The sequence below is a fragment of the Saccharopolyspora sp. NPDC002686 genome, assembly GCF_040295745.1.
Taxonomy (GTDB): domain Bacteria; phylum Actinomycetota; class Actinomycetes; order Mycobacteriales; family Pseudonocardiaceae; genus Saccharopolyspora; species Saccharopolyspora oryzae.
Genome location: NZ_JBEOVY010000442.1, coordinates 1 through 5,525, shown reverse-complemented (window position 1 = coordinate 5,525; position 5,525 = coordinate 1). Strand labels below are relative to the sequence as shown.

General features: G+C 73.3%; 3 protein-coding genes. 2 read left to right on the top strand and 1 reads right to left on the bottom strand.

What is annotated here, in order from left to right:
• The coding region (locus ABTZ89_RS34985; protein ID WP_351053028.1) for a hypothetical protein at nucleotides 1–207 on the bottom strand (207 nt) is incomplete at its 3' end.
• On the opposite strand from ABTZ89_RS34985, the gene ABTZ89_RS34980 reads away from it, so the two are divergent.
• Both ABTZ89_RS34980 and ABTZ89_RS34975 read left to right on the top strand, forming a co-directional pair.
• Entirely contained in the window at nucleotides 107–3,898 is a 3,792-nt protein-coding gene (locus ABTZ89_RS34980) for an ADP-ribosylglycohydrolase family protein (RefSeq protein ID WP_351053026.1), read from the top strand. The genes ABTZ89_RS34985 and ABTZ89_RS34980 overlap by 101 nt on opposite strands.
• Nucleotides 3,895–5,490: a TNT domain-containing protein gene (locus tag ABTZ89_RS34975; protein WP_351053023.1), complete on the top strand. Its 1,596-nt coding sequence runs from the start codon at nucleotides 3,895–3,897 to the stop codon at nucleotides 5,488–5,490. The genes ABTZ89_RS34980 and ABTZ89_RS34975 overlap by 4 nt, the downstream gene beginning before the upstream one ends.
• The last annotated feature ends 35 nt before the right edge of the window (nucleotides 5,491–5,525 follow it).

Sequence of the window (5,525 nt, the reverse complement as noted above, 5' to 3'; positions counted from 1 at the left end):
GCCGTTGTCGGCCAGGCAGGACGCGATGTGGGCGTGGTGGTGCTGCACTCCGATCCGGCCTGGACTCGGCGCTACCCGGCCTGGTGACCACGAGGGAGAAATCGCGATGACCGACGCTCGACCGCCGCAGCTGTCGTGGGCGGAGCGCTTTCGCGGCGCGATGCTCGGCGGTGCCGTCGGCGACGCTCTCGGCGCCGGGGTGCGCAACCGGAGCACCAGCGAGATCCAGCAGTGGTTCGGCCCGCAGGGCGTCGTCGACTACCTGCCCGTCTACGGGCGGCGCGGCGCGGTCACCGACCTGACGCAGCTCAGCGTGTTCACCTTGGAAGCACTGCTGCGCGCGAAGGCCGCACGTTCCGGCAGCGGGTGGCTGCCGACCGAGTTCATCTTCACGAACTACCTGCGCTGGCTGTACACCCAGGGCGTGCCGTGGGACTACGCGATGTCGGCGTACCTGTCGACGGAGCCCGCGCCCAACAGCTGGCTGCTCGAACGGCCGGAGCTGTACTCGACCCGCAACCCGGGCGGCACGGGCCTGCTCGTGATCGGGCGGACGGCGGAGCAGTCCCCGCTGGGCGCCGACGGCACGCTGCGCCCACCGATGAAGCTGGACGGTTCGGCGGAGTTCACGGTCTGGGCCGCGCCCGCCATGGCGTGGTCGAACGTGCCGGAAGAGGTGTACTCGGTCGGCGCCGCGGCCGCGAACCTGCTCACCTCCGGGCCGAACTCGATCGCCGCCGCCGGACTGCACAGCGACGTGCTGGCGCAGCTGGTCAGGGGCGTGCCGCTGTGGGACGCGGTGTCGACGTCCGACCACCACCGGCTCGGCAACGCCTACTGGACGGGCAAGGTGCCGGCCGACGTGCGCAGGACGGTGCACGCCGCGATGTTCGTCGGGCAGCGCGGCGTCCGCCCGAACCCGCGGGACCTCGACGTCGAGTTCGACCTGGACGAGAAGCCCGGCGAGCTCGGGATCGCGCTGGCCGCGGTGGGCAGCACCCGCAACTTCGCCGACGCGGTGCGGGTCGCCGTGAACCAGTCCGGCGACAGCTCCGCCACCGGTGCGCTGGCGGGGCAGCTCGCCGGTGCGATCTACGGGCCGGGCGGGATTCCCGCGCAGTGGCTGGACGAACTCGAACTGCGCCAGATCATCGACACCCTCTGCGCGGACGCCGCCGAGGCCTTCGCGCCACCACCGCCGCCGCAGTGGGCGCAGCGGTACGTGCCGAACTCGCGGTCGTTCGGCGGCCCGCGGGAGCTCACCGGCCCGAACACCGTCGAAGGCGCTGCCGAGCAGACCATGGTCCTGCCGGCCGTTCCGGCGGCGGACGACACACCTCCGCAGGGACAGCCGAGCCGGCGCTCGACGAACATCGGGGCGCCGACGTTCCCCAGCTCCGCGAAGAGCGACCTGTCGAGCACCGGGCCGATCCCGGTGCCGAGCCTGCGCTCCGCCGAGGTGCCCGCGGAGACCACCGCAGTGTTCCCGGCGATCCGGGACGAGGAGCCGTTAGCGGACGCGCCGCAGATCGGGGCCTTCCCGCCGCCGAGCGAGCCCCGGATCGTGGAGCCCGAAGACGCCGGGATCGTCGTGCCGGAGACCGTCGAGGCCGACCCGGCGGAGTTCGTCGAGTCGGAGGAGGCAGTCGTCGACCGGGAGGTCGCGGAGCGCATCGTCCGCGAAGCGGCGGACCTCGACCGCACCCCCGCGCCGGAGTTCGCCATTGATGAGGAAGAGGCGGTCGCCGACGAGCCGGAAGAAGCAGCCGTCGACCGGGAAGTCGCGGAGCGGATCGTCCGCGAAGCATCCGACCGCGGCCGGATCTCCGTTCCGGACGCCAACGCCGTTGCCGCTGGGGCGGATCTGACCACCGACACCGAGCCGGAGCAGACCCAGGACGACGGTGCTCCCTCCGAGGAGCCCGAGCCGCTGATCGTCGTGCCGGACGCGGATGACGTTGCTGCCGGATCCGGTCTGACCGCCGACGAGCTCGAAGAGCCGGAGGACGCCGGCGAAGCAGCTCCCGAGACGAGCTCCGACCTGCTGGAAGGCGTTGCGGACGAAGAGGTTCCGACTCCTGCGGTCGAGGAGGCGCCCGTCGTTCCGGAGGACCTGCCGGAGCGCGAGCCGGTCGGCGTGAAGACGCCTGCGCGCGCGCCGATCGACCTCGCACCGGCCGGCCACGGCCTGGCGGCCGAACTCGACGAGGACACCGACGAACCGGAGACCGCCGTCGAGCAGGTCGTCCCGATGCCGCTGGCCGACGTCGAAGACGACGCCGAGGTGGAGAGCGCCGTCGTGCCGGACGACACCGCTGATGAGCTCGGCAGCGACGACGTCGAGGAAGAAGACGTCGTCGCCGACGACGCCGCAGCGGAACCCGGGGAGTCCGAACCGGTCGCCGCGATGTCGCTGGTCAGCGCTGCCGATGAGCCGGTGGAGCACGAAGGAGCCGAGTCCGACGCGCCGGTCGTCGACCACATCCCGACGCGGAAGGTGATCCGCCTCGCGGCCCCGATCGAGGCCGAGCCCGCCGACGAGGAACCGGACACCGGGCAGCCCGAGCCCGAACAGGACACCCCCGAGCCGACCCCGGCGGTGCGCCCCCGAGGCGGGCACCGCAAGGCGGACGGCCCGGACGACAGCGCTCCGTCGCTGACCGAGCGGGTGCTGGGCAGCTTCCTCGGCGGCGCCCTGGGTGATTCGCTCGGCTCGGACCTCGAGTTCATCACCGCCGAGGCGATCACGGCGCGCTTCGGCGCCGACGGCCCTTCTGGCCTGCGCGAGGCCTACGGCGTGCGCGGGGCGATCACCGACGACACCCAGATGACGCTGTTCACCGCCGAGGGCCTGATCCGCGGCAGCATCGCGAACCGGATGCTCGGCAGCGAGGACCCGCTGCCCGAGGTCCAGCTCGCCTACCAGCGCTGGCTGCACACGCAGGGCGTGGACTGGGACGCCGCGGCGGGCCCGTTCGCCTCCGACTACCCGGCGCCGGACGGCTGGCTGGTCGAGGTGCCGGGCCTGTTCGCGACCCGCGCGCCGGGCAAGACGGTGTGGCGCGCGCTGGCCCGGTTCGGCGACGGCCACCCGGCCGGTTCGCTCACCGAGCGGATCAACGACTCCAAGGGCTGCGGTGGTGCGATGCGCGCAGCCCCGGTCGCGCTGTGGTCCGCCGACCCCGCCGAGGTGTTCCGCCTCGCCGCTCGCACCGCCGCGCTGACGCACAGCCACCCCGCCGGCTACCACTCCGCCGGGGCGCTGGCCGTGATCGTCCAGCAGGCGCTGCTCGGCCGCGGTCTCGACGACGGCGTGTGGCTCGCCCTGCAGGTCCTGGAGACCTGGGAGGACCACGAGGAGACCAGCGCCGCGCTCAAGGCCGCCGTCCAGCTCGCCGAGGCGGGCACGCCGACGCCGCAGCAGGTCGCGGAGCAGCTCGGCGGCGGCTGGGTCGGTGAGGAAGCGCTGGCCATCGCGGTGTGCGCGGCTCTGGTCGGCGGCGACGACGTCGAGCAGGCGCTGCGGATCGCCGTGCACCACGACGGCGACAGCGACTCGACCGGTGCGATCTGCGGCAACATCGTCGGCGCGCTGCACGGAGTCGCCGCGCTGCCGGTGGACTGGCTGGCCGACCTGGAGCTGCGCGACGTGGTCGAGCAGATCGCGCTGGACTGCGTGGCCGAGTTCGGGCACGGCGCGTTCCAGCCGGCCCAGGCCGCGATCGAGCCGCCCACCGGCGAGGACTGGAACGAGCGCTACCCGGTCCGCCCGCACTGGTCGGCGACGCCCGAGCCGGCCGTCGCCGCGCCGGGCCCGGACTTCCCGGCACCCAAGCCGGCACCGCGCCGCATCAACGGCGTCGCGCACGAAGAACTGCCCGAGGGGGAGGACGAATGATCCTGGGGACGCCGATCCCCGGCACGCACGGCCTGGTCGACGGGGAGTACCGGCAAGACGTGCCGCTCGACCGAGCCGAGGCGGTGCTGTTCGTGCAGCACGACGAGGCCCGCCCGGTGCGGTCGGGCTTCCCGGCCCCGGCGTCCTACGGCGGGTTCCCGGACCGCTCCGCGCAGCAGCGCGACCTGGTCCGGGCGCTGGGCGACGCGGTCGCCGCCGGGCTGCCGGACGGCTGGCAGCAGGCGGAGGTCGGCTGCACCGCGCTGGGTACTCGACTCGAGATCACCGCCACGGTCACCACCGATGGCAAGCACCAGTGGATCCCCACCCAGGACGTCGTCGACGTGCTGCGACGGCACCGCGAGGTCTCCTTCCACCCGGCGACCGGTGCCTGGACCTCCGCGGGCTTCCACATCAGCCGGGACGGCTCGGACTTCCACACCGGTCACGACGAGCCGGCCTGGACCAAGGTGCCCGAGGACGACCGCGCCTACTACGAGGAGCTGCGCTACTACCCGAGCAGCACCATCCCGCAATGGCTGCTGGAACCGGCCTGGGCGCACTTCGCGGAGCACCGGGACCTCGACGAGCGCGCCGAGCCGGTCCGGATGGCCGAGCTCTTCGACGGCCGCGACGCCGAGAACCGCCCGCTGGTGCACCGGCCGGCGCTCACCTGGGTCGAGAAGCAGTTGGTGCTCTACTACCTGCACGGCGGCGAGATCCTGCTGCGCGCGTACAGCACGGACCCCGACGAGGTGGACCCGCAGCGCCCGCCGGAGGTGCCCAAGCAGTTCCACACCGACGGCACCTGGGTGTGGCCGCTGGCGATGGCCTACTACCTGGAAGCGCACGACATCGCGCCGCCGCGCGACTTCCTCGACCACATCCGGAGCCTGGGCCACGAACCGCCGCGGGAGATCGCCGACCGCGCGGCCGCCGAGGCCAAGGCGCTGGTGCTCGGCGGCGATCCCGACGCGCTGCAGCAGTTCGACCCGGCCGGCGCGATCGACCTGGCCCGCGGCTTCATCAGCGCGATGGGCATGAGCACCCGCTTCTACAGCTTCGAGGAGCCGGTCGAGGGCGGCTGGAGCATGCTCCGCGGCCCCGACGGCTGGTGGTCGGTGTCCTGCCTCGACCAGGGCCGGGTGAAGAACCGGTCCCGCTTCGCCGACCCGTACGCCGCCGCGGCTCACCTGATCGGTGCGATGTCGCTCACGCGGACCCAGTTCCTGCGGGAGCCGGACGAGCCGCTGCAGGACTTCGAGTGCCGGTACGAGCCGTTCCCCGGCGAACCGCCGCTGGCGTCCTACGACAACAAGTTCTTGGTGACGTTGCGCGCGGGGGACGAGGTCGACCGGTTCGGCGAGCCGACCGGCAACACCGTGTTCGTGGCCGGCACCACGCTGCCGCAGCGGTCGGTGCCGCCGCAGCAGCCGCCGGGGGAGTACCGCCGGTACCGGGTGGTCACCGGCTTCGACGTCATCTCCGGGGTCGCCAAACCGGACTTCGGCCAGGTCGGGGGCGGTACCGCCTTCGTCCTGCCCGACGACGTGCGCGCGCTCGTGGCGGGCGGCTGGCTGGCCGAGGTCTGACCGGACCCCTCCGATCGCAGCGCGGCGGGCCGCCG

Bases quoted from the DNA above. Each gene is read 5' to 3' on its own strand.
- ABTZ89_RS34980 (WP_351053026.1), top strand. From the start codon at position 107: ATGACCGACGCTCGACCGCCGCAGCTGTCGTGGGCGGAGCGCTTTCGC.
- ABTZ89_RS34975 (WP_351053023.1), top strand. From the start codon at position 3,895: ATGATCCTGGGGACGCCGATCCCCGGCACGCACGGCCTGGTCGACGGG.